This is a genomic window from Methylobacterium sp. C33D, from assembly GCF_053345825.1.
The window spans coordinates 1-1,412 of sequence record NZ_JBKFAV010000099.1; the positions used below are offsets into that span (position 1 = coordinate 1).

Here is a 1,412-nt window from a genome sequence, read left to right on the forward strand (position 1 = left end):
CGATGACGGTGGGCGTGGCGAAGACGGCGGCGTCCGACACCCGCGCCAGCGTCGCCTGGAAGGTCGAGCGCTCGGCGTCGACCAGACGGGCGAACTGCTTGGGCATGCTCTCCCGCGACGCCGGCCACAGCCGCGTCCCCGTCCCGCCGCACAGGATTATGGGTAGGACTCGTTCGCTCAGATCGTGCACTTATTTCTCCGCTGTCTCTTTCAGGATCTGATGCGAGCTACCTGCGTCCGAGCATCGTCCAAGATCCGGGCCAGAGACGTCGTCACATCGGTCTTCGGCGACCAGCCCGTAGCCTGCCGTAGGCGACTGGCGTCCCCATACGCCAGCGGCACGTCGGATCTCCGTATCCGGTTGGGCGCTGGTCGGATCTCGAAGGCGACACGGGACAGCCCTGCGAGGATAGTCAGGATGCTCTCGATGCTGCGTGGCTGACCGGAGCAGATGTTGAAGATTTGCGGGTCATCAAACGTGGCCGCGCACCGGAAGATCCCGATGTAGGCGTCAACGACGTCCGAAACATCAAGGAAATCGCGCTGCGAGGAGAGGTTGCCTATCTCGACGATAGGAGGTTGCCGCCCGGCTTCGATCAACGCGATCTGGTGGGCGAAGGAGGGCACCGCAAATGCCAAGTCCTGGCCCGGGCCGATGTGATTGAACGGGCGGAGCACGATCGGTTTGATACACGTCCCTTCGGTTGATCTAACAAACAGCTGTTCCCCTATCCATTTGGAGCGCGCATAGGCGTTCATCGGCTGCGGTGCCAACTTTTCAGTGGCTGGACAATGCTCGTTGAACGCGCTTCCGTAGACCTCGCTTGAGCTCACGAATGCGAAGGTGCAGGCTTGTCCGGCTCGCTCGACCGCATCGACTAAATTGTACAGTGCGCCGAAATTGATGCGCCACGTGTCGAACTTTGATTGATCGGCGCGAACAATCGACGATTCAGCCGCAAGATGAAGCACTTCCGTTGGCCGGAACGACTTAACTCGGCGGCCGACTGCGACTGAATCGACGAGATCTAGGGAGTCATAAGTAACCCCATCGGGTACGTTGAGGGAGGCGCGGCGACCCACGCCCAGGATATCGGCCGAGGCGAAGGCATTCCGAAATGCCCGGAGAACGTGCGCCCCTACGAACCCTGACGCGCCAGTGATGAGTATGCGCCTCATGTCTTGGCGCGTCGGCTTAAGCGTTGGCGCTGAGGCGCTTGATGTCGGCGTCGACCATCTCGGTGATCAGCGCCTCGAGGCTGGTCTCGGCCTCCCAGCCGAAGGCCGCCTTGGCCTTGGCCGGGTTGCCCAGCAGCACCTCGACCTCCGCCGGGCGGAACAGCGCCGGGTCGACGATCAGGTGGTCGTCCACCGTCAGGCCGACATGCTTGAACGCGATCGCGCACATGTCC

At 62.3% G+C, this 1,412-nt stretch carries 3 protein-coding genes; all 3 read right to left on the reverse strand.

The genetic code is table 11. The annotated features are described in order from the left end of the window. On the reverse strand, positions 1–181 hold a 181-nt coding region (locus ACLBXO_RS31500), incomplete at its 3' end, for a sugar phosphate nucleotidyltransferase (protein ID WP_447687885.1). A 29-nt stretch (positions 182–210) separates the two neighbouring features. Next, on the reverse strand, positions 211–1,179 hold the full coding sequence (locus tag ACLBXO_RS31505; RefSeq protein ID WP_447687883.1) for an NAD-dependent epimerase/dehydratase family protein: 969 nt from the start codon (positions 1,177–1,179) through the stop codon (positions 211–213). A gap of 16 nt (positions 1,180–1,195) precedes the next feature. Then, on the reverse strand, positions 1,196–1,412 hold a 217-nt coding region (locus ACLBXO_RS31510), incomplete at its 5' end, for a GDP-mannose 4,6-dehydratase (protein ID WP_447687884.1).

What these genes read in the sequence shown, in the direction of transcription:
- ACLBXO_RS31505 (WP_447687883.1), bottom strand. Translation starts at nt 1,179, where the DNA reads ATGAGGCGCATACTCATCACTGGCGCGTCAGGGTTCGTAGGGGCGCAC.